Annotated in this window: 22 protein-coding genes; 10 read left to right on the top strand and 12 right to left on the bottom strand. The window is 71.9% G+C overall.

Features of this window, described 5'->3' with window-relative positions:
- Window positions 1-87: 87 nt before the first annotated feature.
- From Actkin_RS08255 to Actkin_RS08245, 3 genes are all read right to left on the bottom strand, one after another.
- A complete protein-coding gene (locus Actkin_RS08255; RefSeq protein ID WP_189213263.1) occupies window positions 88-2,880 on the bottom strand; it encodes a vitamin B12-dependent ribonucleotide reductase in 2,793 nt (930 codons plus the stop codon).
- A gap of 91 nt (window positions 2,881-2,971) precedes the next feature.
- A complete protein-coding gene (nrdR, locus tag Actkin_RS08250) occupies window positions 2,972-3,448 on the bottom strand; it encodes a transcriptional regulator NrdR (protein ID WP_189213264.1) in 477 nt (158 codons plus the stop codon).
- Window positions 3,449-3,887: 439 nt separating this feature from the next.
- Window positions 3,888-4,316, bottom strand: a complete 429-nt coding sequence (locus Actkin_RS08245) for a LysM peptidoglycan-binding domain-containing protein (protein ID WP_258906573.1) — start codon at window positions 4,314-4,316, stop codon at window positions 3,888-3,890.
- Between the two features lie 241 nt (window positions 4,317-4,557).
- Between Actkin_RS08245 and lexA the strand changes: the two genes are divergently transcribed.
- Window positions 4,558-5,244, top strand: a complete 687-nt coding sequence (gene lexA, locus Actkin_RS08240) for a transcriptional repressor LexA (protein WP_229787498.1) — start codon at window positions 4,558-4,560, stop codon at window positions 5,242-5,244.
- Here lexA and Actkin_RS08235 read toward each other — a convergent pair.
- From Actkin_RS08235 to Actkin_RS08225, 3 genes are all read right to left on the bottom strand, one after another.
- The gene (locus Actkin_RS08235; protein WP_258906572.1) at window positions 5,241-6,254 is read right to left on the bottom strand and encodes a hypothetical protein; all 1,014 of its coding nucleotides are present in this window, start codon (window positions 6,252-6,254) and stop codon (window positions 5,241-5,243) included. The two genes, lexA and Actkin_RS08235, sit on opposite strands and share 4 nt — an antisense overlap.
- An 86-nt stretch (window positions 6,255-6,340) precedes the next feature.
- The gene (gene hflX, locus Actkin_RS08230) at window positions 6,341-7,792 is read right to left on the bottom strand and encodes a GTPase HflX (protein ID WP_373292465.1); all 1,452 of its coding nucleotides are present in this window, start codon (window positions 7,790-7,792) and stop codon (window positions 6,341-6,343) included.
- Window positions 7,793-7,893: 101 nt separating this feature from the next.
- Window positions 7,894-8,409, bottom strand: a complete 516-nt coding sequence (locus Actkin_RS08225; protein WP_258906571.1) for an ArsR/SmtB family transcription factor — start codon at window positions 8,407-8,409, stop codon at window positions 7,894-7,896.
- Between the two features lie 70 nt (window positions 8,410-8,479).
- Between Actkin_RS08225 and Actkin_RS08220 the strand changes: the two genes are divergently transcribed.
- Window positions 8,480-9,727, top strand: a complete 1,248-nt coding sequence (locus tag Actkin_RS08220) for an MFS transporter (protein ID WP_258906570.1) — start codon at window positions 8,480-8,482, stop codon at window positions 9,725-9,727.
- 45 nt (window positions 9,728-9,772) lie between these two features.
- Here the strand turns inward: Actkin_RS08220 and Actkin_RS08215 are convergent, their stop codons facing one another.
- Entirely contained in the window at window positions 9,773-11,284 is a 1,512-nt protein-coding gene (locus Actkin_RS08215; RefSeq protein WP_258906569.1) for a DUF349 domain-containing protein, read from the bottom strand.
- Between the two features lie 228 nt (window positions 11,285-11,512).
- Here Actkin_RS08215 and Actkin_RS08210 point away from each other — a divergent pair, with 228 nt between their 5' ends.
- Genes Actkin_RS08210 through dapF form a run of 3 tightly spaced genes read left to right on the top strand, consistent with a single transcriptional unit; the run spans window position 11,513 to window position 13,918 of the window.
- A complete protein-coding gene (locus Actkin_RS08210; protein WP_258906568.1) occupies window positions 11,513-12,202 on the top strand; it encodes a class III extradiol ring-cleavage dioxygenase family protein in 690 nt (229 codons plus the stop codon).
- Window positions 12,199-13,086: a tRNA (adenosine(37)-N6)-dimethylallyltransferase MiaA gene (gene miaA, locus Actkin_RS08205; protein WP_258906567.1), complete on the top strand. Its 888-nt coding sequence runs from the start codon at window positions 12,199-12,201 to the stop codon at window positions 13,084-13,086. The genes Actkin_RS08210 and miaA overlap by 4 nt, the downstream gene beginning before the upstream one ends.
- 4 nt (window positions 13,087-13,090) lie before the next feature.
- Window positions 13,091-13,918, top strand: coding sequence for a diaminopimelate epimerase (gene dapF / locus Actkin_RS08200; RefSeq protein WP_258906566.1), 828 nt, complete (start codon window positions 13,091-13,093; stop codon window positions 13,916-13,918).
- Here the strand turns inward: dapF and Actkin_RS08195 are convergent.
- Both Actkin_RS08195 and miaB read right to left on the bottom strand, forming a co-directional pair.
- Window positions 13,907-14,404 carry an Rv2732c family membrane protein gene (locus Actkin_RS08195; protein ID WP_229787067.1) on the bottom strand — a complete coding sequence of 166 codons (498 nt, stop codon included), beginning with the start codon at window positions 14,402-14,404 and terminating at the stop codon, window positions 13,907-13,909. The two genes, dapF and Actkin_RS08195, sit on opposite strands and share 12 nt — an antisense overlap.
- Entirely contained in the window at window positions 14,401-15,861 is a 1,461-nt protein-coding gene (gene miaB / locus Actkin_RS08190; protein ID WP_258906565.1) for a tRNA (N6-isopentenyl adenosine(37)-C2)-methylthiotransferase MiaB, read from the bottom strand. Before miaB ends, Actkin_RS08195 begins: the two co-directional genes overlap by 4 nt.
- Window positions 15,862-15,930: 69 nt before the next feature.
- Here miaB and Actkin_RS08185 point away from each other — a divergent pair, with 69 nt between their 5' ends.
- Window positions 15,931-16,848, top strand: a complete 918-nt coding sequence (locus Actkin_RS08185) for a TAXI family TRAP transporter solute-binding subunit (protein ID WP_189211901.1) — start codon at window positions 15,931-15,933, stop codon at window positions 16,846-16,848.
- On the opposite strand, the gene Actkin_RS08180 is transcribed toward Actkin_RS08185, so the two are convergent.
- Window positions 16,845-18,245 (bottom strand): sensor histidine kinase, encoded by a 1,401-nt coding sequence (locus tag Actkin_RS08180; protein WP_189211902.1) that lies wholly within the window; start codon window positions 18,243-18,245, stop codon window positions 16,845-16,847. The genes Actkin_RS08185 and Actkin_RS08180 overlap by 4 nt on opposite strands.
- Window positions 18,246-18,278: 33 nt before the next feature.
- Window positions 18,279-18,956, bottom strand: a complete 678-nt coding sequence (locus tag Actkin_RS08175; RefSeq protein WP_189211903.1) for a response regulator transcription factor — start codon at window positions 18,954-18,956, stop codon at window positions 18,279-18,281.
- A 168-nt stretch (window positions 18,957-19,124) separates the two neighbouring features.
- Between Actkin_RS08175 and Actkin_RS08170 the strand changes: the two genes are divergently transcribed.
- The 4 genes from Actkin_RS08170 to Actkin_RS08155 all read left to right on the top strand — a co-directional run bounded on the left by Actkin_RS08170 (window position 19,125) and on the right by Actkin_RS08155 (window position 22,361).
- Window positions 19,125-19,853 carry an amino acid ABC transporter ATP-binding protein gene (locus Actkin_RS08170; protein WP_189212452.1) on the top strand — a complete coding sequence of 243 codons (729 nt, stop codon included), beginning with the start codon at window positions 19,125-19,127 and terminating at the stop codon, window positions 19,851-19,853.
- Between the two features lie 53 nt (window positions 19,854-19,906).
- Complete coding sequence (locus Actkin_RS08165) at window positions 19,907-20,794, top strand: glutamate ABC transporter substrate-binding protein (RefSeq protein WP_189211904.1); 888 nt, start codon at window positions 19,907-19,909, stop codon at window positions 20,792-20,794.
- Window positions 20,795-20,859: 65 nt separating this feature from the next.
- A complete protein-coding gene (locus tag Actkin_RS08160; RefSeq protein ID WP_258906564.1) occupies window positions 20,860-21,516 on the top strand; it encodes an amino acid ABC transporter permease in 657 nt (218 codons plus the stop codon).
- Window positions 21,513-22,361: an amino acid ABC transporter permease gene (locus tag Actkin_RS08155; RefSeq protein ID WP_229787068.1), complete on the top strand. Its 849-nt coding sequence runs from the start codon at window positions 21,513-21,515 to the stop codon at window positions 22,359-22,361. The genes Actkin_RS08160 and Actkin_RS08155 overlap by 4 nt, the downstream gene beginning before the upstream one ends.
- A gap of 54 nt (window positions 22,362-22,415) precedes the next feature.
- Here Actkin_RS08155 and Actkin_RS08150 read toward each other — a convergent pair whose 3' ends face one another.
- Window positions 22,416-23,162, bottom strand: coding sequence for a succinate dehydrogenase/fumarate reductase iron-sulfur subunit (locus tag Actkin_RS08150; RefSeq protein ID WP_189211906.1), 747 nt, complete (start codon window positions 23,160-23,162; stop codon window positions 22,416-22,418).
- Window position 23,163 lies beyond the last annotated feature (1 nt).

Here is a 23,163-nt window from a genome sequence, read left to right as displayed (position 1 = left end):
CGATCGGGGAATCCTACTAGGTCCCGAGGACGACGAGCGCACGAGAAAGGGGGAGCCCGACCAGCGGACTCCCCCTCTTCGCGACGGCTAGCTGCAGCCCGAGGTCGAGCCGCAGCCCTCGCAGACGTAGCAGGAGCCCGCGGGGCGCATCTTGGTGCCGCAGGTCATGCACAGGGGGGCGTCGGCCGCCTTGCCCAGGTGCAGTTCCAGCAGTTCCGTCGAGCTGTGCGCCTCGTGGGTCTCCTCTGCGGGCTCGATGGCCGCGCGCGGGGTCGCGTCGACCGAGGTGCGCAGGCCCTCCAGGTCCACATCGGACTGTCCGCTGTAGTCGTTGGCCACCTGCGCGGCGCGCTCGTCGGCGGTGAAGATGCCGAGCTGGGCGCGCTTGTCGTAGGGCAGGTAGTCCAGCGCCAGGCGGCGGAACAGGTAGTCCAGGACGCTGGTGGCGATGCGCACGTCCGGGTCGTCGGTCATGCCCGCTGGCTCGAAGCGCAGGTTCTGGAACTTCGAGACGTAGAACTCCAGCGGGATGCCGTACTGCAGGCCGACCGAGATCGACATGGAGAACGCGTCCATCACGCCTGCCAGGGTGGAGCCCTGCTTGCCCAGCTTGACGAAGATCTCGCCGAGGCCGTCGTCGGGGTAGGAGCCCGCGTGCAGGTAGCCCTCCGCGCCGCCGACGGTGAACGACACCGTCTGCGACGGGCGCTTCTTCGGCAGGCGCTTGCGCACCGGGCGGTACTCGACGACCTTCTCCGGCTCGGCCGCGCCCTTGGCGCCCTTGCCCGCCGACAGCGGCTGGCCCACCTTGCAGTTGTCGCGGTAGATCGCCAGCGCCTTGAGGCCCAGCTTCCAGCCCTGGAAGTAGATCTCCTCGACCTCCTCCACGGTCGCCGTCTCCGGCATGTTGACCGTCTTGGAGATCGCGCCGGAGATGAACGGCTGCACCGCGGCCATCATCCGGACGTGGCCCATCGGCGCGATGGAGCGCTCGCCCATGGCGCAGTCGAAGACCTCGTAGTGCTCCGGGCGCAGGCCCGGCGCGTCGACGACGTGGCCGTGCTCGGCGATGTACTCCACGATCGCCTCGACCTGCTCGCCCTGGTAGCCCAGCGAGGTCAGCGCGCGCGGCACGGTCTGGTTGACGATCTGCATGGAGCCGCCGCCGACCAGCTTCTTGAACTTGACCAGCGCCAGGTCGGGCTCGATGCCGGTGGTGTCGCAGTCCATCATCAGGCCGATGGTGCCGGTCGGGGCGAGCACGCTGGCCTGGGCGTTGCGCCAGCCGTTGCGCGCGCCCACCTCCAGCGCGGTCTGCCACTCGCGCGTCGCCACGCGGTGCACCGCGGCGTCGTTCTTGTGGTAGGTCCGCACGAGGTCGTTGGCCGCGGCGTGCTTGCGCATGACCCGCTGGTGGCCCTCGGCGTTGCGGGCGTAGCCCTCGTACGGGCCGACGACCCCGGCGAGCTCGGCGGAGCGCCGGTAGGCGGCGCCCGTCATCAGCGAGGTGATCGCCGCGGCCAGCGCGCGGCCGCCGTCGGAGTCGTAGGCGTGGCCGGTCGCCATCAGCAGCGCGCCGATGTTGGCGTAGCCGATGCCCAGCTGGCGGAACCGGCGCGTGGTCTCGGCGATCGGCTCGGTCGGGAAGTCGGCGAAGCAGATGGAGATGTCCATCGCGGTGATGACCAGCTCGACGGCCTTGACGAAGGTCTCGGCGTCGAACGAGCCGTCGTCGGCGAGGAACTTCATCAGGTTCAGCGACGCCAGGTTGCAGCTGGAGTTGTCCAGGTGCATGTACTCGCTGCACGGGTTCGACGCGGTGATCCGGCCGGACTCCGGGCAGGTGTGCCAGTCGTTGATCGTGTCGTCGTACTGGATGCCCGGGTCGGCGCACTCCCACGCGGCCTTGGCCAGCTTGCCGAACAGACCCTTGGCGTCGACGTGCTCGATGACCTCGCCGGTGGTCCGCGACCGCAGCCCGAACCGGCCCGAGGACTCCACCGCGTGCATGAACTCGTCCGACACGCGCACGGAGTTGTTCGCGTTCTGGTACTGCACGGAGGTGATGTCGGACCCGCCGAGGTCCATGTCGAAGCCCGCGTCGCGCAGGACGCGGATCTTCTCCTCCTCGCGCGCCTTGGTCTCGATGAACTCCTCGACGTCGGGGTGGTCGACGTCGAGCACGACCATCTTCGCCGCGCGGCGGGTCGCCCCGCCGGACTTGATGGTGCCCGCGGACGCGTCGGCGCCGCGCATGAACGACACCGGGCCGGACGCGGTGCCGCCGGAGGACAGCAGCTCCTTGGACGAGCGGATGCGGGAGAGGTTCAGGCCCGCGCCCGAGCCGCCCTTGAAGATCAGACCCTCTTCCTTGTACCAGTTGAGGATCGAGTCCATCGTGTCGTCGACGGCCAGGATGAAGCAGGCCGAGACCTGCTGCGGGGAGCTGGTGCCGACGTTGAACCAGACCGGGGAGTTGAAGCTGAAGACCTGGTGCAGCAGCATCCAGGTCAGCTCGTGCTCGAAGACCTCGGCGTCGGTGTCGGTGGCGAAGTAGCCGTGCTTGACGCCCGCCTCGGTGTAGGACTTCACCACGCGGTCGATGAGCTGGCGCAGCGAGTGCTCGCGGACCGGGGTGCCCACGGCGCCGCGGAAGTACTTGCTGGTGACGATGTTGGTCGCGTTGACCGACCAGAAGTCGGGGAACTCGACACCGCGCTGCTCGAAGTTGACCGAGCCGTCGCGCCAGTTGGTCATGACGACGTCGCGGTGCTCCCAGGTCACCTCGTCGTAGGGGTGCACCCCCTCGGTCGTGTAGACCCGCCGCACGCGCAGCCCCGGCCGTGCTGTGTCCGCAGGCGTCCCCACGGTCTCGGTCATGACAACTCCCTCGTGAACTGTGGCCACGTCCGGGCTCCCCGTCCGATGCGGCCTGGTCTGCTTGTGTGCCCCGCGCTGGGGCCGTAGACGCTTATTCGCCATCACCGCGCGCCGCCTCCCGCGCCATCACGGCGCGGAGGTCGGCGATCTCCTTCTCGAAGTCCTCGACTGAGGAAAAGCTCCTGTAGACCGAGGCGAACCGCAGGTAGGCCACCTCGTCCAGTTCGCGCAGCGGCCCGAGGATGGCCAGCCCCACCTCGTGGCTGGGCACCTCGGCCGGTCCGGTCGCGCGGATGGTCTCCTCCACGCGCTGGGCCAGCTGCTGCAGCTGGTCCTCGTCCACCGGCCTGCCCTGACAGGCCCTGCGCACGCCGCGCACGACCTTCTCCCGGCTGAACGGCTCGGTGACGCCCGACCGCTTCACCACGGCCAGCACCGCCTCCTCGACGGTGGTGAACCGGCGGCTGCACGCCGCGCACGACCGCCGCCTGCGGATGACCTGGCCCTCGTCGACCTCGCGCGAGTCGACGACCCGGGAGTCCGGGTGCCTGCAGAACGGACACCGCATATCCGACTCCTCCTCGCCACTCGGTCGGCCCAGTCCGGCGACCACGCTTGGTGATCAATCTGTGGACAACACCCGGGGGCGAGGTGGATAACCGACCCCAACCTGTGGACAAACTACAGCGGTGTAACCCCAAGATGTTGGGGTTGAACCTATGCCTGAGGGGCAGATGTTGGCAACTCGAGGCGTGTCCGGCGTGTCGCGGCCGCGACGGGGCCCGCCACCAGCGCAAATACCCGCGGCGGAGATCAAGCAACTGGGTGACCACACAACGTCACTCGTTCGGGCGAAGCACAACGGAAGAACGTGCTATGGGAACAACGCGCGCGGCGGCGTGAGTATGCCCTGACGAGCATGATCGCCCGAGGCGGCTCGACGGCGACCGAGGCCGGAGCGCGCCCGGGATGCCCGGATCGACCGGGCTTGTGATTCAGCTAACAGTCTAGCCGCGCGCGGCGGGCACGGTGAGCGGCTGACCGGGGACGACGGCGGCGTCGGCGAGGCCGTTGAGCTCGCGGATGCGGTCCACCACGGCGGCCACGTCGCTGCCCGGCGCGCTCCGCCGGGCGATGTCCGACAGAGTCTCACCGGGCGCGACGTAGACCGTCGTCGTCGTGGCGGGCACCGTCGCCTCGGCCAGCGAACCGGCGTACGCGCCGAAGCCGTACACCAGCGCCGCGACCGCGGCCGCCGCCGCCACCAGGACCGTGACCGGCATCGATGAGCGGCGCGGGGCGCAGTCGGCCGCCGCGACGACGTGCGGCGCGTCGACCGGGCGCCGCCTGGTCGGCGGCCGCAGCCTGCCCCGGCCCGCCCCGCGCGCGGGAACCAGGTGCCGCGTCGAGGACTCGGTGGTCAGCGTCGCCGCCATGGCAACCTCCTCGAACTCCCGTTCGATCGAACGTCCGTGCGAATGTGTACCACCTCAGGGCCGAGGATTTCCAGACCTGACCGGCGTGTCGCTCGAACAGGTGTTTGATCTCCGCAGGTCATAGGACTACCGTCGACACAGGACATGATCGCCGGGGCGGTCCCGGCACAACCTGGAGGACAGCGCAGTGGCAGGCACGAACGGACGCACCCCCGCAGACACCCCGAAGCGCAAGCCCGCGGTGCGCGGCACGGTGCGCAAGTTCCCCGAGCCGGATTCGGAAAGCGCTGAACTCCCGCTTCGCCAGCGCCAGGTGCTCGAGGTCATCCGGTCATGGGTCCAGCGCTTCGGCTACCCGCCCAGCGTGCGCGAGATAGGCGAGGCCGTCGGGCTGACGTCCACCTCGTCGGTGGCCTACCAGCTGCGCGCGCTGGAGGAGAAGGGCTACCTGCGCCGCGACCCGAACCGCCCGCGCGCGATCGGCGTCCTGCCCGCCGACGCCACGCCCGCCCAGCTGCGCGGCGACGAGCCCGCCGAGCCCGACAGCGGCCCGCGTCCGGCCTACGTGCCGGTGCTGGGCCGCATCGCCGCCGGTGGCCCGATCCTGGCCGAGCAGGCCATCGAGGACGTCTTCCCGCTGCCCAAGGAGCTGGTCGGCGAGGGCTCGCTGTTCATGCTCAAGGTCGCGGGCGACTCGATGATCGACGCCGCCATCGCCAACGACGACTGGGTCGTCGTGCGCCAGCAGCCCAACGCCGACAACGGCGACATCGTCGCCGCCATGATCGACGGCGAGGCGACGGTGAAGACCTTCAAGCGCCGCGACGGGCACGCCTGGCTGCTGCCGCAGAACGACGCCTACGAGCCCATCCCGGGCGACGAGGCGACGATCCTGGGCAAGGTCGTGGCGGTGCTGCGGCGGCTCTAGGCGCGCTTGCGGGTGGCCCTGCGGTGCATGAACAGCAGCAGGGCCCCGACCGCGACGGTGGTGACGCCGATCGCGGGGATCGTGGCCAGACCGTCGTCCTCGACCACGGGCGCGGCGGTCTGCCCCGGTTCCGGCTCAGGCGTCGCCTCGGTCGTGGGCGGCGCCTCCTCGGCCGTGACGGTCACCCCGGACACGGTCCGCACGGTGCTGCCCTCGCCTTCCGACATCGACACCAGCGTGCCGTCCGGCTCGATGGCGATGGCCTCGCCCTGCGGCTCGTTCGGCAGCGGCACGCGGACCGGCTCGCGCTTCAGCGCGGCGAGGATGTCCCCGTCGGGGGCGGCGTAGAGGTAGGCGTCCGTGTAGGTGCGCAGCGCGACGACCGTCCCGTCCGGACTCACCGCTCCCCCGGTCACCAGCACCGAGCCCACGGACGCGGGCACCGGGCCGCCCTGGGTGTCGGTCGGGCGCAGGGTGAGCGAGCCGACGTGCTCCAGCGCCGTCGGACCCGGGCTGGTCAGCTTCTTGGCGGGCCGGTAGATGTCGGCGGTGCCGAACGGGTTCTTGGTCACCAGGTGGGGCACGCCGTCGCGGGAGAGCAGCAGCGCCTCGGAGTCCTTCGGACCGTCCGGATAGGTCAACCGGTGCACCGTCGACTTGCCGCCCGGGGTCAGGGAGATCAGGGCGACGGTCTTGCGGTCCTTGTCGTTGTCGCCGGTGTCGGAGAGCCACAGCGTGCCGTCGGCGGCCCGCGCGAGGTCCTCGACGTCGTAGGGGTCCGTCGGCCCGGTGATGACGTCCACGACCGTGCAGTCGCGGTCGAGGACGTAGACGGTGGACGCGCGGCCGCCGTCGTTGACGACGTACCAGTGCTCGCCGTCAGCGGCCACACCGGACACCTCGGCCAGCCGATCGTCCGTGAGCGCGCACTGGTCCTCCTGCGCGGCCGCGCCGGGAGCGCCCAGCACCGACAGCGCCCCCATGAGTGCCAGGGTCAACACAACCCGCACCGCCACCTCCCCGTGTCCACACCACGGTAGCGGGGAAACGCCGTCGGCCCCGGAGGTTCTCCGGGGCCGACAGGTCGTCAGGCGGGTCAGGCGATCGAGCGGTCCACGACGAAGGCCGCCAGCACGCCCGCGAGGTCGGGCCGGACCCGGGCCCGCACGTGCGTGCCGACCTCGGTGTGCTCGGTGGAGAGCACCTCGCCCTCGCGGTGGATGCGGGCCACCAGCTCGCCGCGCTCGTACGGGACGAGCACGTCCAGCTCACGGTTCGGCCGGGGCAGCAGCTCCGCGAGCCGCTCGCGCAGCTCGTCGACGCCCGCCCCGGTGTGCGCGGAGACGAACACCGCGTCCGGGATCAGGTGCCGCAGCCGGGCGATGGCCAGGTCGCCCGCGGCGTCGGTCTTGTTGACCACCACCAGCTCGGGCGGCATCGGCGTGTCGTGCTTCTGCCCGATCTCGCCGAGCACCTCGCGCACCGCGTTGATCTGCCACTCCGGCATCGGGTCGGAGCCGTCGACCACGTGCAGCACGAGGTCGGCGTCGGCCACCTCGTCCAGCGTGGTGCGGAACGCCTCCACCAGCTGGTGCGGCAGGTGCCGCACGAAGCCGACGGTGTCGGTCAGCGTGTAGGTGCGCCCGTCCGGGGTCTCGGCGCGCCGGGTGGTCGCGTCGAGGGTGGCGAACAGCGCGTCCTCCACCAGCACACCCGCGCCGGTCAGCGCGTTGAGCAGGCTGGACTTGCCCGCGTTGGTGTAGCCGGCGATGGCCACGCTGGGCACCTCGTTGGCCACGCGGCGCCCGCGCTTGGTGGCCCGGACCGTGCCCATGCCCTTGATCTCGCGGCGGAGCTTGGCGATGCGGGCGTGGATGCGCCTGCGGTCGGTCTCCAGCTTGGTCTCACCGGGACCGCGCAGACCCACACCGCCGCCAGCGCCGCCTGCGCGGCCACCGGCCTGCCGGGACAGCGTCTGGCCCCAGCCGCGCAGCCTGGGCAGCAGGTACTGCAGCTGGGCGAGCTCGACCTGGGTCTTGCCCTCCTTGGACCGGGCGTGCTGGGCGAAGATGTCCAGGATCAGCGCGGTGCGGTCGATGACCTTGACCTTGAGCCGGGCCTCCAGCTGCTGCAGCTGGGACGGCGAGAGCTCACCGTCGCAGATCACCGTGTCCGCGCCGGTCGCGGCGACGATGTCGCCGAGTTCGCGGACCTTGCCCGAGCCGATGTAGGTGGCCGGGTCCGGCTTGTCGCGCCGCTGCACGAGGCCCTCGAGGACCTGCGAGCCCGCGGTCTCGGCCAGGCGGGCCAGCTCGGCCAGCGACGCCTCGGACGCCAGCGCCGACCCCTCGGTCCACACCCCGACGAGCACGACCCGCTCCAGGCGGAGCTGGCGGTACTCGACCTCGGTGATGTCCTCGAGTTCGGTGGACAGCCCGGCGACGCGCCGCAGCGACGACCGCTCCTCCAGTTCGAGTTCACCGAGGGAGAGGTCAGCCGGACCGTGGGGAAAGCCACCATTGCGGAAGTCACCGTCGTCTGGCTGAATGAATTCCTCTGTCACTAGGTGAACACGTCCTTCGCGGTCGGTGCCGGTCTGTTCCGGCGTTGTTTCCATAGTCGCACGTGATGACGCCTAATGGGACTGAATTATTCCCCCGGGTAGAACGACACGTAGATGCCCGTGCGGGGCTGACCGGGCTCCAGGGGGCGTGCCGCGAAGTCGTCGAGCACGTCCTGGATGCGCCGCATCAGCTCCTCCCGACCCGCCTCGTCGACCTGCACGACCAGGCGGGACTGCAGCAACTCGGCGAAGTCGGCCTCGCCGACCTCGGCCAGGTACGCCTGCAGCATCGCCTCGGCCACCTCGCGGTTGCCCCGGCCCGGGTTGTCGATCCGCCAGGAACGCCCGGTCGAGCGGTAGGGGATTTCCCGCGCCCCCCGGTTGCCGCGCCGCACGGGCAGCGCTTCGAGGAATCCGGCGTCGACGAGTTTGCGCACGTGGTGGAGCGTGGTCGCCGGATCGCGGTCGAGCTGGGTGGCGATCTCCCGGTTGGTCAGCGGGCGCTGGTGGGTCATCCGGATGATCCGCAGCCGCACGGCCGAGCCGAGCACGGCCACGTCGACCGGCGTCGCGGGCGTGCGGGCGGGGTTCTCTTCGCTCACAGCCACCCACTCTACGGCGACGGGGCAAAGTGATTGACACATTCCAATCACTGCCGCCATCATGCTGCCCATGGCCAGCACCCTGCGTCACCACGCCGACTTCCGCCGTCTCTGGGCGGGTGACACGATCGCCCAGGTCGGCACGCACGTGGGCCTCGTCGTGCTCCCCCTGCTGGCCGTCGGCCTGCTCAACGCGTCGGCGTTCCAGATGGGCCTGCTGACGGCCGCGGAGCACGCCGCGTTCCTGCTGCTGGGGCTGCCCGCCGGGGCGTGGGTGGACCGGGTGCGGCGCAGGCCGCTGATGATCCGGATGGACCTCGCCAGGGCCGCCCTGCTGGCCACGGTGCCGCTCGCCTGGTGGATGGACGCGCTCACGTTCACCCAGCTGGTGGTCGTCGCGCTGCTGGTGGGCACGTGCACGGTGTTCTTCGACGTCGGCTACCAGTCCTACCTGCCGTCGCTGGTGGGCAGGCAGCACCTGGTCGAGGGCAACGCCAAGCTGCAGGCCAGCCACTCCGTCGCGTTCACGACCGGCCCGGCGCTGGGCGGCGGGCTGGCCCAGCTGGTCGGCACCGCGGTGGCGCTGCTGACCACGGGTTTGGGCTACCTCGCCTCGGCGCTGTTCCTGAGCCGGATCCGCACGGTCGAGCCCGAACCGGCCCGACCGGCGCGGCGGGACCTGCGGGCCGAGGTGATGGAGGGCCTGCGGTTCGTCGTCCGCAACCGCTACCTGCGGCCGATGGTCAGCTGCACGGCGACGTGGAACCTGTTCGGCGGGGTCCAGAACGCGGTGCTGATCCTGTTCCTGGTCACCCAGGTCGGCCTGACCGAGGGCGCGGTCGGCCTGGTGGTGGGCCTGGCGGGGGTCGGCGGCATCGTGGGGGCGCTCGTGGCCGCCCGCGTCAACCGGGCGATCGGGCAGGCCAGGGCCATCTGGGTCGTCCAGGTCGTCAGCGCCCCGTTCGGCCTGCTGCTGCCCATGGCCGCCCCGGGCTGGCCGCTGGTGGTCGCCGTGGCGGGCACCGTCGTCGTCTCGGTGTGCGTGGTGGTCTACAACGTCGCCCAGGTCAGCTTCCGCCAGACGATCTGCCCGGACCACCTGCTGGGCCGGATGAACGCCAGCGTCCGCTTCCTCGTCTGGGGCTCGCTGCCCCTGGGCGGCCTCCTCGGCGGCGTGCTGGGCGAGCTGATCGGCCTGCGCCCGACGCTGTGGGTGGCCGCGTCCGGGTGCGGCCTGGCCTCGCTGTGGGTGCTCCTGTCGCCGCTGCGCGGGCTGCGCGACCTGCCGGAGGAGCACCGGACCGAGACCGTCGGCTGACACGGCCGTGGGCCGCCCCGGTCGGGGCGGCCCACGGCGGCGTGCTCAGCGGGTGGCGACGGCCTGCTCGGCGGCGGCCAGCCACTCCCGCCACTGGGCGGCCTGCGCCTCGGCCTGCTCGGCGCGGCGCTTGTCGCCCGCGGCGCGGGCCTTGGCCGCCTGGGCCTCGAACTGCTCGACCCGCTCGCGGAACTGCGCGGCCCTGGCCTCGGCCTCCGGGTCGGTCCGCCGCCACTGCGCGTCGGCGGCGGTGCGGACCTTCTCCTCGACGGCGCGGAGCCTGCCCTCCAGCTCGCGGATGCGCTCGCGCGGGACCTTGCCGATCTCCTCCCAGCGCTCCTGGATGCGGTGCAGTTGCGCGCGCGCCGCCTCCAGATCGCCCTGCGGGTTGATCTTCTCGGCCTCGGCGAGCAGCTCCTCCTTGCGCTTGGCGTTCTCGGCGAACTCGGCGTCGCGCTCGTCGAACACCGCGGAGCGGCGGGCGAAGAACCGGTCCTGGGCGGCCCGGAACCGCTGCCACAGCGCGTCGTCGGCGTCCTTCGGTGCGCGGCCCGCGGCCTTCCACTCCAGCATCAGGTCCTTGAACCGGCCCGCGGTCGGGCCCCAGTCGTCGGACTCCGACAGGGCCTCGGCCTCCTCGACCAGCTCCTGCTTGCGGGCCTTGGCCGTGGAGCGCTGCCGGTCCAGGTCGGCGAAGTGCGAGCCGCGGCGGCGGCTGAAGGTGTCGCGGGCCTTGGCGAAGCGGCGCCAGAGCTGCTCGTCGGTCTTGCGGTCGACGCCCTTGATCGTCTTCCACTCGTCCAGGATCGCGCGCAGCCGGTCGCCAGCGGCCTTCCACTGCGTGGACTCCTCGGCGATCTGCTCGGCCTCGGCCACCAGCTCCTGCTTGCGGGCCACGGCCTGGCCTCGGGCGGCGTCCCGCGCGGCCTTGGCGTGCTCGACGGCCACGCCCGCGCGCGCGATCAGGTAGTCGATGCGCGCCGCGAGCCCGACGAGGTCGCCGACGACGTGCGCCTCGGCGAGGCTGTCCTTGAGGTGGCGGGCGGAGGTGGCCGCCTGCTTCGGGTCGCCGGACCCGGACGCCAGCCGGGCGCCGAGCAGTTCGACCTCGGTGCGGATGTCGTCGAAGCGGCGGGCGAAGTGGGCCAGGCCCTCGGCGGGCTCGCCCGCCTGCCACGAGCCGACCACGCGCTCGCCCTCGGCGGTGCGGACGTAGACGGTGCCCTCGTCGTCGACCCGACCCCACTTGCCGGGGTCGTCGGACGCGGCGGCCACGGGCGGGACCTCGTCGCCGGGGGTCGGCGCCGCTGGCGGGTGCGCGACGGCGGCCACCACGTCCGGCGCGGGCACGGGCTCGGCGGGCTGCTCGGCGGCCGCAGGGGCGGGCTGCGACGCGGGGGTGGGGTCGTCGGCCGGTGCGGGGGCGGGGTCCGCGGTCGCCGCGACGACGGCGGCCGGGCTGGCGGGCGCCTGGGCCTCCGTGGGCGCCACCGGGTCGGCGACGGTGGTCTGACCGCGCTCCGTCACGGCCTGGGCGTTGTCCTGCTCGTCGGTCATGTGGCCGGCTCCTCCCGCCTGCGTGCCCGCGGCTGTCGCGGGCGCCCCGCTCGCGCGGGGCCCAGCACTGTGCGTACGACCTTTTCGGGCCGATGTACCTGCGCGCATTCAAACAGGTCAACTGCCACCTGGGTATCCCGAGGGCCGCACTCGTAGCCATGGTGCCGCAAACTCCGCGCCGTGTGGGGTGGGAACGCCGAGAATGTGCGGCGGACGTACCCTCTGGCCGTGATCTCGCGCGTCGCGGTCCTGCCGCATCCGCCGCTGCTGGTGCCCGAACTGGTCGGCGGCGGCGACCGCGACGCCGACGCGGTCCGCGCCGCCTGCCTCGACGTGGCGCGCGAGCTGGCCGCCGCGTCGCCCCGCTGGACCGTCGTCGGCGTGGGCCAGGCGCCGGCCACCGGCGTGGGCACGTTCCGCGGCTACGGCGTCGACGTCCGCGTGACCCTCGGCGACGGCGACGGCGCCCCCGACGCCTTCTGGCCGCTGCCCGCCCTGATCGCGGGCTGGCTGCGCGAGCGGGCCGGGGCCGAGACCGTCGACCTGCGCCTCGTCGACCCCGATCTCGACCCGGGTTCCTGCGCCGAGCTGGGCCGCGCCCTCGCGGACGGATCGGGCGCGCTGCTGGTGCTGGGCGACGGGTCCCACCGCCACGGCGAGCGCGCCGTCGGCAAGCCCGACGACCGGGCGGGCGAGTTCGACGAGCGGGTGGCGCACGCCCTCGCCACCGTCGACACCGCCGCCCTGCGCGCGCTCGACCCCGCCCTGGCCGCCGAACTGGGCGCGGTGGGGCGCGCGCCCTGGCAGGTCCTCGCGGGCGCGGTGGACGCCGACGGCCGCGCGTGGCAGGCCACCCGATCGACCACGCTCACCCCCTTCGGCGTCGCCTACCACCTGGCGATCTGGGAGCCCGCGTGATCGCCGTGGTCGGCCCGACCGCCACCGGCAAGTCCGACCTCGGCGTCGCGCTCGCCGAACGCCTCGACGGCGAGGTGGTCAACGCCGACGCCATGCAGCTCTACCGCGGGATGGACATCGGCACCGCGAAGATCACCCCCGCCGAGCGCCGCGGCGTCCCGCACCACCAGCTCGACGTCCTCGACGTCCGCGAGACCGCGTCCGTGGCCGCCTACCAGCGCCACGCCCGCGCCGCGATCGAGGACATCCGCGAGCGCGGCCGCACCCCGATCCTGGTCGGCGGCTCCGGGCTGTACGTCCAGGCCGTGCTCGACGACCTCGACTTCCCCGGCACCGACCCGGAGCTGCGGACCCGGCTGGAGGCCGAGCTGACCCAGGTGGGCGCCGCCGTCCTGCACGAGCGCCTCGCCCGGCTCGACCCCGTCGCCGCCGGGGCGATCCTGCCCAGCAACGGCAGGCGGATCGTGCGCGCGCTGGAGGTCATCGAGCTCACCGGCCGCCCGTTCTCCGCGACCATGCCGCGCCCCGGCCCGCCCCGCTACGGCGCCGTGCTCATCGGCATCGACCGCGACCCCGAGGAACTGGACGCCCGGGTCGACACCCGGGTGGAGCGGATGTTCGCCGCGGGCCTGGTCGACGAGGTGCGCGCGCTGGAGGCCCACGGCCTGCGCGAGGGCCGCACCGCCTCCCGCGCGCTCGGCTACCAGCAGGTCCTCGCCGCGCTCGACACCGGGGACTTTGCAGGGGCCGCCGAGGAGACCGCGCGCGCCACCCGCCGGTTCGTCCGCAGGCAGCGCTCCTGGTTCCGCAGGGACAAGCGCGTCGTCTGGCTCGACGCCGCGCGCCCCGACCTGCTCGAGGCCGCGCTGGCGGTCGTAGGCTGATGGCATGGCCATCCCGTTCCGCAAGGGCCACGGCACCCAGAACGACTTCGTGCTGCTGCCCGACCCCGACGGCGACCTCGACCTGACCGAGAGCCGGGTGCGCGCGCTCTGCGACCGCAGGCGGGGCCTCGGCGCGGACGGGGTGCTGCGGGTCGTGCGGACCAAGGCCGTCCCGGACGCCCCCGAGGGCATCGACGGCGACGTGTGGTTCATGGACTACCGCAACGCCGACGGGTCCATCGCCGAGATGTGCGGCAACGGCGTGCGCGTCTTCGCCCGCCACCTGGCCGAGCACGACCTGGTCGACGGCCCCGAGTTCCCCGTCGGCACGCGGGCGGGCCTGCGCACGGCGACGGTCCACCCCGACGGCGGCGTCACCGTCGACATGGGCCCGGTGCGCATCATGGGCACCTCCACCGCCACGGTCGACGGCAGGACCATGACCGGCATCGGCGTCGACGTCGGCAACCCGCACCTGGCGTGCGTCACCGACGACCTCGACGGCCTCGACCTCACCACCCAGCCCGGGTTCGACAGCGCGGTCTTCCCGAACGGGGTGAACATCGAGTTCATCGTCCCGGCGGGCGACGCCGAGATCCGCATGCGGGTGCACGAGCGCGGCGTCGGCGAGACCCGCTCCTGCGGCACCGGGACCGTCGCCGCCGCGGCCGCCGCCCTGCGCGCGGCCGGACGCTCCGACGGCGAGGTGACCGTCCACATCCCCGGCGGAACGGTGCGGGTGGCGATCGCCGACGGCACGGCCACGCTCACCGGCCCGGCCGAGTTCGTCGCCGAGGGCACCCTCAGCCAGGAGTGGTGGTCAGGCCTGTAGCGGCCGCGACCACGCCGTCTTGAACCACAGCGTGGCGACCACGACGACGGCGATCTCGCTGATGACCAGGCCGATGCCCGGCCCGGGCGAGTCCAGCCCGGCCGACGACTGCCGCGTCCAGATCGCCAGCATCCCGTCGACGGAGGCGAACCAGCCGCCGAGCGCGCACACCCAGGTCAGCGCCCACAGCCGGGTGATCAGCGCGAGCGCGGAGGCGACCACGCCGAAGACCAGCGACGTCGCGGCGAACAGCCGAGGCACCATGCCCGCCTTGCCCGCGGCGTCGCCTGCGCCCAGCAGCACCTCCCAGCCCGCCGCCGTGCCCATCCACGGCAGGATGTAGCCGATCATCAGGGCGAACACGCCGACCGCCAGCACGACGGCCCGACCGCCCAGCTCGACCCGGCGCGACGCCCGCCGCTCGACCTCGTCGACCTCCGCGCGCAGCGCCTGGTCGGTGGAGTCCATCGGTTCGTCGGTGCTCATCGGACAGCGCACCCCGTCTCGGCCGGTGCGGGCGGCGGCGCGCCGAAGCCGGGCAGGCCCAGCCCGACGCCGTTGGTCTTCGGCCGCAGACCGGCCTCGTGGTTGTCGCCCGCGCGCGTGCGTCGGTGCGAGACCAGCGGCCCGTCGGCGACCAGGTGGTGCGGAGCGGCGTAGGTGACGACCGCCTCGACGATGTCGCCGGGCCGCACGCCCTCCGCCGGGGTGAAGTGCACGAGCCGGTTGTCGCGGGCGCGGCCGCTCATGCGCCGGGTGTCGGCGTCCTTGCGGCCCTCACCGGTGGCGACCAGTAGCTCCACCGTCTTGCCCACGACCTGCTTGTTCAGCTCCCAGGAGATGGAGTCCTGCAGCTCGACCAGCCGCTCGTAGCGCTCCTGGACGACCTGCTTGGGCAGCTGGTCGGGCAGTTCGGCCGCGGGCGTGCCCGGCCGCTTGGAGTACTGGAAGGTGAACGCCCCGGAGAAGCGCGCCTGCCGCACGACGTCCAGCGTCGCCTCGAAGTCCGCGTCGGTCTCGCCGGGGAAGCCCACGATGATGTCGGTGGTGATCGCCGCGTCCGGCATGGCCTCGCGGACCTTGTCGAGGATCGACAGGTAGCGCGTGGACCGGTACGAGCGGCGCATGCGGCGCAGGACGTCGTCGGAGCCCGACTGCAGCGGCATGTGCAGCTGGTGGCACACGGTCGGGGTCTCGGCCATCGCGGCGATGACGTCGTCGGTGAAGTCCTTCGGGTGCGGGGAGGTGAACCGGACCCGCTCCAGGCCGTCGATGTCCCCGCACGCGCGCAGCAGCTTGCCGAAGGCGTAGCGGTCGCCGAACTCCACGCCGTAGGAGTTGACGTTCTGCCCGAGCAGCGTCACCTCCAGCACGCCCTCGGCCGCCAGCGCCTTGACCTCGGCCAGCACGTCGCCGGGGCGGCGGTCCTTCTCCCGCCCGCGCAGCGACGGGACGATGCAGAACGTGCAGGTGTTGTTGCAGCCCACGGAGATGGACACCCACCCCGCGTACGCCGAGTCGCGGCGGGCGGGCAGCGTGGAGGGGAAGGTCTCCAGCGACTCCAGGATCTCCACCTCGGCGCGGCGGTTGTGCCGGGCGCGCTCCAGCAGCACCGGCAGCGAGCCGATGTTGTGCGTGCCGAACACGACGTCGACCCAGGGGGCCCTGCGGACGATCTCGCCGCGGTCCTTCTGCGCCAGGCAGCCGCCGACGGCGATCTGCATCCCCGGGTTGGCGTTCTTCACCGGCGCCAGGTGCCCGAGGTTGCCGTACAGCTTGTTGTCGGCGTTCTCGCGCACGGCGCAGGTGTTGAACACGACGACGTCCGCGGCCTGGCCGGGACCGGCCGCCACGTATCCGGCGTCCTCCAGCAGCCCGGAGAGCCGCTCGGAGTCGTGGACGTTCATCTGACACCCGAAGGTGCGGACTTCATAGGTGCGCATCTCGGTGATTGAGGGTACGCGCAGGCGGACCGGGCCCCCAGAGCCACCCGCGTCTGGCACGATCGGCCGATGACCCGGGTTCGGCTGTGCGTGGTGTTGGTGGCGCTCGCGCTGCTGACCGCGTGCGACACCGGGTTCGAGGGCGTCCGCCTGCGCATCGCCGCGGGCTTCGACGGCGGTGTCTACCACGCGCTGTCGGCCCCGCTGGCCGACGCCTGCCGCGCCCGGCTGGGCATGGCCCGGCCGGAGGTCCTGCAGACCCGCGGCTCGCCGGACAACCTGAACAAGCTGGTCGGCGGCGAGGTCGACATCGCATTCAGCGCCGCCGACGTGGCCGCCGAGCGCCGTCCCGGCCCGCGCAGGCCGATGGCCCTGGCCCGCCTCTACAACGACTACCTGCACCTGGTCGTCCGCGACGAGGACCCCATCGAGGCGGTGGCCGACCTCGCGGGCAGGCGGGTCTCGATCGGGGCGCCGGAGTCCGGGGTCGCGGTCATGGCCCGCCGCGTGCTGGAGGTGGCCGGGCTGACCGGCGGGCTGAAGACCCGCGACCTGGGTCTCGCCGCCTCCATCGACGCGTTCAACGCGGGCGACATCGACGCGTTCTTCTGGTCCGGCGGCCTGCCGACCGACCTCATCGAGGACCTGTCGGCGATCAGGCGCATCCGCCTGATCGACATGACCGACATCCTGCCCAACCTGATCAACCGCTACCCGGTCTACAACGCCGAGCTCATCCCGGCGTCGACCTATCACCTCGCCGGCCCCGCGGTGAACACCCTCTCGGTGCCGAACTACCTGCTGACCACCGACGCGATGCCTGCCGACCTGGCCATGGCGCTGGTGGAGACCCTGTTCGAGGCCCAGCCCGCGCTGGTGCGGGCCAACAAGGCGGCGACGGCGATCGACATCCACTCCGCGATCGAGACCGACCCGGTCCCGCTGCACCCGGGCGCGGTCCGCTACTACCGCGAGCAGAAGATCTAGACCGGCCGCGCGGGCAGCACCACCGTCACCCGCAGCCCGCCGCCGTCGGGCAGGTCCAGCCGCAGCTCGCCGCCCGCCTTGGCCACGATCCGGCTCACGATCGCCAGGCCGAGGCCGGACCCGGGCACGTTCTGGTGGGCGTGGCTGCGCCAGAACCGGTCGGTCGCCCGGTCCAGCTCGTCGGGGCGCAGCCCCGGGCCGTGGTCGCGCACGGCCAGCTCGACCCGGTTGTCGGTGCTCGCGACCGTCACCCGCACGCGCTCACCGGACGGGGTGAACTTCAGCGCGTTGTCCAGCAGCGCGTCGAGGATCCCGTCGACGCCGCGGGCGGGGGCCAGCACGACGACGTCGCCCGCGAGGCCCTCGATGTCGAGGTCGATGCCGCGCGCGGTGGCCACCACGTCCCAGTCGGCGACCCGCTCGGCCACGACCTGGTCGACGTCGACGGGCACCAGGTCGCCGCCCGCCCCCTCGGCGCGGGCCATGGCCAGCAGCTCGTCGAGGATGCGCTTGAGCCGGTCGGCCTCGGCGGCCGCGGCCACCCTGTGCACCTCGGCGGCCTCGTCGACGTGGCCCTCGAGGTTCGCCAGCCGCAGCTTGAGCGCGGTCAGCGGGTTGCGCAGCTGGTGGGAGGCGTCGGCGACGAACGCGCGCTGGGCGGCGAGGGTGTCGGCGACGCTGGCGGCCATCTGGTCGAACGAGCGGCCGAGCTGGCGCAGCTCCGGCGGCCCGTGCGCGCTGCCGACCGGCTCGACGTCGCGCCCGCCGACCACGGACCCGACCAGCGCGCCGGTTGCCTCGTCCAGCCTGCGCACCGGCCGCAGGATCCACTGGATGACCGGCACCGCGACCAGCAGGGCCAGCGCGAACGCGGCCACCCCGCCCGCGCCGATGAGCAGCCACCACCACAGGACCCTGGTCCGGACGCGGTCGGTCGGCGACACGCTGACCACGGCCCCGCGCACGTCGGCGTCGACCAGGACCGGGGCGACCATGACCATCGGGCTGTCGTCCCAGGGCATCAGCAGCGACCCCGACTGCGGCCTGCGCCCGGCCAGCGCCTCGTTGAGCTGGGTCTGCACCAGCGGGTCGTCGAGGTCGATCTCGTTCTGGCCGAACCGGCCGGAGCCGACCTGCGCCCGCGAGTCGCGGTCGACCACGACGATGTCGATGCCGTACAGCTCGTGGTAGCGCCGCAGCTCGTCGCGCATCACGGCGGGCTGGCTCTCGATCAGCGGGCGCTGGGCCATGGAGGCGTAGTGGTTGATGTCGGTCAACCGGTCCAGGAACATGTTGCGCTGCTCGGTGCCCGCCACGGACAGCGCGAGCGGCACGCCCAGCCCGAACACGACCAGCGCGACGAGGAACCAGACCATGCCGAGCAACCGGGTACGCATCCCACCCCCGTCCGTCCAGAAGTCAAGGATGCCTCACTCCGCGCGGTCGGGTTTGCGCGCCAGCCGGTAGCCCACCCCCCGCACCGTCTCGATCAGCGCGGGACGGCCCAGCTTGGTGCGCAGGTTCGCCACGTGGACATCGAGCGTGCGGTTCTCCGCCGCGCCCGCGCGGCCCCACACCTCCTCCAGGATGTGCTCGCGCGAGCACACCGCGCCGTCCGCGGCGACGATGAGGCCGAAGACCTGGAACTCCTTGCGCGACAGGGCCACGGCCGCACCGTCCACAGTGACCTCATGGCGGTCGAAGTCGATGTGCACGCCGTCGAGTTCGGCAGTGCCGGTTGCGCCCACCGCGGCCGGGGCCTTGCGCCTGCGCACCGCGTGCACGCGCGCCACCAGCTCGTCCACGTCGTAGGGCTTGACCAGGTAGTCGTCCGCGCCCGCGCGCAGCCCCAGGATGCGGTCGTCGACCTCGCCGCGCGCCGACACCACGATCACCGCCACGTCGCTGGCCGCCCGGATCTGTCGACACAGGACGACCCCGTCCACATCGGGCAGGCCCAGGTCGAGCAGCACGACGTCGACCTCGCCGACGGTGTCGAGCACCCCGGCGCCGGAGGCCAGCCTGCGCACCGCCAGACCCCGGCGGACCAGGGCGGGCATCAGCGCGTCGGCCACCCGGTCGTCGTCCTCCACGAGCAGCACTCGCAACGCGTGTCCCTCCGTACTCGGGTGTGACAGAGTTGAGACCCTAAGTGTTGCTCAAGCCTGGTGGACTTGGGCCGGTGCCGGAGTAGGTTTCGGCGAAACCCGGCCAGCTCACCGTCGACACGCGTTCGTGGAGGATCCCGCATGACCGGCTCGAACGCCGCTCCGCCCATGATCCGGATGGAGTCGGTGGACAAGTTCTTCGGCCCACTGCACGTCCTCAAGGACATCACCCTGGAGGTGCCGAAGGGCCAGGTGGTCGTCGTGCTGGGCCCCTCCGGCTCCGGCAAGTCCACCCTCTGCCGCGCCATCAACCGGCTGGAACCGATCAACTCCGGGACGATCGAGGTCGACGGCAGGCCGCTGCCCGCCGAGGGCAAGGAGCTGGCCCGGCTGCGCGCCGAGGTCGGCATGGTCTTCCAGAGCTTCAACCTCTTCGCCCACAAGACCATCCTGGACAACGTCACCCTCGGCCCGATCAAGGTGCGCAAGCAGCCCGCGGCCGAGGCGCGCAAGACGGCGCTCGAGCTGCTGGAGCGGGTCGGCATCGCCAACCAGGCGCAGAAGTACCCGGCCCAGCTCTCCGGCGGCCAGCAGCAGCGGGCGGCGATCGCCAGGGCGCTGGCGATGCGCCCGAAGGTGATGCTGTTCGACGAGCCGACCTCGGCCCTGGACCCGGAGATGGTCCAGGAGGTGCTCGACGTCATGACCACCCTGGCCAAGGAGGGCATGACCATGCTCGTGGTCACCCACGAGATGGGCTTCGCCCGGCAGGCAGCCGATCGGGTGATCTTCATGGCCGACGGCGAGGTCGTCGAGGACAGCACCCCCGACTCGTTCTTCAGCGCGCCCAAGTCCGGGCGGGCGAAGGACTTCCTTGGCAAGATCCTGACCCACTGAGGTGTCATTGCGGCGTGGAGCTCCACGCCCGAACGAATCAGGAGTGGAGATCGATGAAGCTTCGTAGCCTGGCGGCGGGTCTGCTCGTCAGCGCCCTCGCCCTCACCGGGTGCGGCAAGGAGGGCAGCCCGACCGGCGGCGGTCAGGCCCCCACCCAGGAGGCCGCCTCCGACGTCACCGTCGAGGGCTCGCCCACCTTCGACAAGATCAAGGCGCGCGGCAAGGTCGTGGTCGGGGTCAAGGAGGACCAGCCGGGTCTGGGCTACAAGGACCCGACGACCGGCGAGTTCTCCGGCTTCGACATCGAGATCGCCCGCCTGGTGGCGGCCAAGCTCGGCTTCGACGCCACCAAGATCGAGTACAAGGCCATCCCGTCGGCCGGTCGCGAGCAGGCGATCATCAACGGCGACGTGGACTACTACGTCGGCACCTACACGATCAACGACAAGCGCAAGGAGCAGATCTCCTTCGCCGGTCCGTACTTCGTCGCAGGCCAGGACCTGCTGGTCCGCAAGGACGACACCTCGATCACCGGCCCGGAGACCCTCAAGGGCAAGAAGGTGTGCTCGGTGACCGGCTCCACCCCGATCCAGCGGGTGCGCGACCAGGGCCTGACCGAGGCGGGCAACATCGTCGAGCTGCAGACCTACTCGCAGTGCGTCACCCAGCTCGACCAGGGCCAGGTGGACGCCGTCACCACCGACGACGCCATCCTGAAGGGCTACGCCGCCCAGGAGCCCGACAAGTTCAAGGTGATCGGCAAGACCTTCTCCGAGGAGCCCTACGGCATCGGCCTGCCCAAGGACGACAAGGCCCTGCGCGACAAGGTCAACGACATCCTGCAGACCGCCCTTGACGACGGCACCTGGCAGTCGATCTACGACGCCACCCTCGGCAAGTCCGGCGCGACGGCCGAGAAGCCCACGCTCGACCGCTACTGATCACCCGCTGACCGGCGCCCGCCTCCCACGCGGGCGCCGGTCCGTTATCTGGACCGGGGAGTCCGATGGACGTATTGCTGGACAACACCGACATCTTCGTGCGCGGCTTCCGCAACACGCTGCTCCTGTTCGTCTTCTCCGCCGCCGCGTCGCTGGTCCTCGGCACCGTTCTGGCGATGCTGCGGGTCAGCCCGGTCCCGGTGTTCCGCGCCGCGGGCACGGCGTACGTCACCATCGTCCGCAACACGCCGTTGACGCTGGTGTTCTTCTTCTTCGTCTTCGCGTTCCCGCTGCTGAAGATCATCAGCCAGGACGACTACACCCCGTTCGTCGGCGCGGTGATCGCCCTGTCGCTCTACACCGCGGCGTTCGTGTGCGAGGTCATCCGGTCCGGCATCAACACGGTGTCCCCCGGCCAGATGGAGGCCGCCCGCGCGGTCGGCCTCACCTTCGGGCAGACCCTGGGCAGCGTCGTGCTCCCCCAGGCCGCCCGCTCCGTCGTCCCGCCGATGATCAGCACCATGATCGCGCTGCTGAAGAACACCACGGTCGCCGCGGGCTTCTCCGTGGTCGAGGCGGGCGCCATCCGCGACTACCTGTCCGAGCGCGGTGAGAGCGTGCTGGTCGGGCTGCTCTGGGTCGCGTTCATCTTCGTCATCCTGGTCATCCCGCTGACGCTGCTGCAGCGGGCACTCGAGAAGCGGTGGAGCGTGGCCCGGTGAGCGTCAACACGGCCCTGTTCGACTTCCCCGGCCCCAAGGCGCGGATCCGCCACCGGATCTACGCCGCCGTCGGCGTCATCGCCATCGCGGCGCTGCTGGGCTTCGTCATCTGGCGCTTCGCCGACTCCGGCCAGTTCGACGCCCGCCGGTGGGAGTGGATCCAGTACGAGTACGTCCAGGTCGCCCTGGTCGACGCGCTCGTCAACACGCTGCGGGCGTTCGCGGCGGGCGCGGTCCTCGCCCTGGCCTTCGGCGCGATCCTCGCCGCTGGCAGGCTCTCCGACCACGCGATCCTGCGGGTCCCGGCGGCAGCGATCGTGGAGTTCTTCCGCGCGGTCCCGCTGGTCATCCTGATCTTCGTGTTCCACTACGGCTTCAGCCTGGGCAGCCCGTTCTACTCGGTGGTGCTCGGCCTGATGCTCTACAACGGCGCGGTCTTCGCCGAGATCTTCCGCGCTGGCGTGCTGTCGCTGCCCCGCGGCCAGAGCGAGGCGGCCTACGCGATCGGCATGCGCAAGACCCAGGTGATGAACCTGATCCTGCTGCCGCAGGCGCTGCGGGCGATGCTGCCGGTGATCGTCAGCCAGATGGTCGTCCTGCTCAAGGACACGGCGCTCGGCTTCCTCATCACCTACAAGGAGTTGCTGGACTACGCCCGCTACCTCGGCGGCATCGCCGAGTTCGGCAGGCCGCTGATCCCGCTCACCATCGTGGTGGCCGCGCTCTACATCGCGATGTGCCTGCTGCTCACCTGGCTCGCCAACTACCTGGGCAGGCGCGAGCGCCGCAGCGAGAAGCACGTCGAGCACGACGACCGGCTGGAGAAGCAGGTCGAGGCGGTCTGAGCCGCAACGCGAAGGGGCCCCGGTCGTGGTGACCGGGGCCCCTTTTCGTCGCGGCTAGCGCCGGAACAGCTTGTTGCCCAACCACACGATCGGGTCGTACTTGCGGTCGGCGACGCGCTCCTTCATGGGGATGAGCGCGTTGTCGGTGATCTTGATGTGCTCGGGGCAGACCTCGGTGCAGCACTTGGTGATGTTGCAGAAGCCCAGCCCGTGCTCGTCCTGGGCGGGCCGCACGCGGTCGGCGGTGTCCAGGGGGTGCATCTCCAGCTCGGCGATGCGCATGAGGTAGCGGGGGCCCGCGAAGGCCTCCTTGTTCTCCTCGTGGTCGCGCACCACGTGGCAGGTGTTCTGGCACAGGAAGCACTCGATGCACTTGCGGAACTCCTGCGAGCGCTCGACGTCCACCTGCTGCATCCGGTACTCGCCCGGCTGCAGGTCCTTCGGCGGCGTGAACGACGGGATCTCCCGCGCCTTGGTGTAGTTGAACGACACGTCCGTCACCAGGTCCCGGATGACCGGGAACGTGCGCATCGGGGTGACGGTGACGACCTCGTCCTCGGTGAACGTCGACATGCGCGTCATGCAGAGCAGCCTCGGCCTGCCGTTGATCTCCGCCGAGCACGAGCCGCACTTGCCCGCCTTGCAGTTCCAGCGGACGGCCAGGTCGGGGGCCTGGGTGGCCTGCAGCCGGTGGATGATGTCGAGGACGACCTCGCCCTCGTTCACCTCGACGTCGAAGTCGTGCAGCCCCCCGGACTCCGCGTCCCCGCGCCAGACCTTGAACTTCGCGGTGTAGGCCACG

It is taken from the genome of Actinokineospora sp. UTMC 2448 (assembly GCF_024760565.1).
Lineage (GTDB): Bacteria > Actinomycetota > Actinomycetes > Mycobacteriales > Pseudonocardiaceae > Actinokineospora > Actinokineospora fastidiosa.
This window is presented reverse-complemented; position numbering and strand designations above follow the sequence as displayed.

What these genes read in the sequence shown, in the direction of transcription:
- Actkin_RS08255 (WP_189213263.1), bottom strand. Translation starts at nt 2,880, where the DNA reads ATGACCGAGACCGTGGGGACGCCTGCGGACACAGCACGGCCGGGGCTG.
- nrdR (WP_189213264.1), bottom strand. Translation starts at nt 3,448, where the DNA reads ATGCGGTGTCCGTTCTGCAGGCACCCGGACTCCCGGGTCGTCGACTCG.
- Actkin_RS08245 (WP_258906573.1), bottom strand. Translation starts at nt 4,316, where the DNA reads ATGGCGGCGACGCTGACCACCGAGTCCTCGACGCGGCACCTGGTTCCC.
- Actkin_RS08220 (WP_258906570.1), top strand. Translation starts at nt 8,480, where the DNA reads ATGGCCAGCACCCTGCGTCACCACGCCGACTTCCGCCGTCTCTGGGCG.
- Actkin_RS08215 (WP_258906569.1), bottom strand. Translation starts at nt 11,284, where the DNA reads ATGACCGACGAGCAGGACAACGCCCAGGCCGTGACGGAGCGCGGTCAG.
- dapF (WP_258906566.1), top strand. Translation starts at nt 13,091, where the DNA reads ATGGCCATCCCGTTCCGCAAGGGCCACGGCACCCAGAACGACTTCGTG.
- Actkin_RS08195 (WP_229787067.1), bottom strand. Translation starts at nt 14,404, where the DNA reads ATGAGCACCGACGAACCGATGGACTCCACCGACCAGGCGCTGCGCGCG.
- miaB (WP_258906565.1), bottom strand. Translation starts at nt 15,861, where the DNA reads ATGCGCACCTATGAAGTCCGCACCTTCGGGTGTCAGATGAACGTCCAC.
- Actkin_RS08185 (WP_189211901.1), top strand. Translation starts at nt 15,931, where the DNA reads ATGACCCGGGTTCGGCTGTGCGTGGTGTTGGTGGCGCTCGCGCTGCTG.
- Actkin_RS08180 (WP_189211902.1), bottom strand. Translation starts at nt 18,245, where the DNA reads ATGCGTACCCGGTTGCTCGGCATGGTCTGGTTCCTCGTCGCGCTGGTC.
- Actkin_RS08170 (WP_189212452.1), top strand. Translation starts at nt 19,125, where the DNA reads ATGATCCGGATGGAGTCGGTGGACAAGTTCTTCGGCCCACTGCACGTC.
- Actkin_RS08165 (WP_189211904.1), top strand. Translation starts at nt 19,907, where the DNA reads ATGAAGCTTCGTAGCCTGGCGGCGGGTCTGCTCGTCAGCGCCCTCGCC.
- Actkin_RS08160 (WP_258906564.1), top strand. Translation starts at nt 20,860, where the DNA reads ATGGACGTATTGCTGGACAACACCGACATCTTCGTGCGCGGCTTCCGC.